Annotated in this window: 3 protein-coding genes; all 3 read left to right on the top strand. The window is 29.7% G+C overall.

The genetic code is table 11. From position 1 onward, the window contains the following. Nucleotides 1-350 (top strand): EF-Tu C-terminal domain-related protein (locus EIC27_RS06855; RefSeq protein WP_479686429.1); only part of this gene is annotated, 350 nt, incomplete at its 5' end. Nucleotides 351-551: 201 nt separating this feature from the next. Beyond that, complete coding sequence (locus EIC27_RS06850) at nucleotides 552-869, top strand: hypothetical protein (RefSeq protein ID WP_126045289.1); 318 nt, start codon at nucleotides 552-554, stop codon at nucleotides 867-869. A 40-nt stretch (nucleotides 870-909) separates the two neighbouring features. Next, a partial coding sequence (tnpA, locus tag EIC27_RS08570; RefSeq protein WP_410519448.1) for an IS66 family insertion sequence element accessory protein TnpA occupies nucleotides 910-1066 on the top strand: 157 nt, incomplete at its 3' end.

The following is a 1066-nucleotide window of genomic DNA, read 5'->3' as shown; positions in this document are numbered from 1 at the left end:
TAAGAGGAATAGCGAAAGAAGAAGTGGAGAGAGGACAAGTATTAGCAAAACCAGGAAGTATAACGCCACATACAAAGTTTAAGGCAGAAGTATATGTGTTAAAGAAGGAAGAAGGAGGAAGGCACACACCATTTTTTAAGAATTACAGACCACAATTTTACTTTAGAACGACAGATGTTACAGGAACAATCGAATTAAAAGAAGGAGTGGAGATGGTGATGCCAGGAGATAACACGGAGATAGTGGTGAAATTAATAGCGCCAATAGCAATGGATAAGGGGTTGAAGTTTGCGATTAGAGAAGGTGGCAAAACTGTCGGTGCTGGTGTAGTTGCTGAAATTATTGAGTAGGGTAAATAAAAGCTTTGTTATAAATAGAAATAAAGGATAAAAAATAAATAAAGAATTAAGTAATTTTGTTTCTGCAAATTTCTGATTTTTTTATTTGACTTCTAAGTTAATATTAGAGCTTTTATTTCTATTTGACGTAGGGTTACTATTTTATTATTAGATTAAGACCTAAAATAACTTTATTAATTATTAGTATATGATATGGCAAATTTAGAATATGGTGAATCTATTAGATACCCAAAAGCTATTAGTGTTGGTGGTGTAAAATACGATTTTGTTTTTGTTAAATCCAAAGAAAGTGATATTTCAAAAGACACCGATACAAAAACTTATATTTATAAACTTGATTTTGATAATGTAAGTTCATTAGAGGATATAGTAAGAACATTTCAAGGGGATTCAATATGGAAAAAAGTCCAAGATTTAAAAGTTGATGAAAGTATAGTAATAGCAACTATTTTGATAGATAATGAGAATTATAAAGTAAGCGCTAAAATAAGGGCATCTAGGCAAGAATAAAAATAAGTGGTAGAACAAAAGCCTAAAAAAATAGAGGCTAATGATGCTATTAGAAAAAAAGAAAAAAAGAATAAGTAATGAAAAATGGAAAGAGCTAGTAGAAGAATATAAAAAAAGTAATGTAAGTAAATATGAATTTTGTAAGCAAAAGAATGTGCCGAGAAGTACATTTTATAAATGGCACAGAATTCTTGTAG

The organism is Candidatus Aquarickettsia rohweri (assembly GCF_003953955.1).
Taxonomy (GTDB): domain Bacteria; phylum Pseudomonadota; class Alphaproteobacteria; order Rickettsiales; family Midichloriaceae; genus Aquirickettsia; species Aquirickettsia rohweri.
Note: the sequence above shows the minus strand (reverse complement) of the source record. Positions and strands in the feature narration are given on the sequence as shown.

Excerpts from the sequence above, each read along its gene's own strand:
- EIC27_RS06850 (WP_126045289.1), top strand. The coding sequence starts at position 552 with ATGGCAAATTTAGAATATGGTGAATCTATTAGATACCCAAAAGCTATT.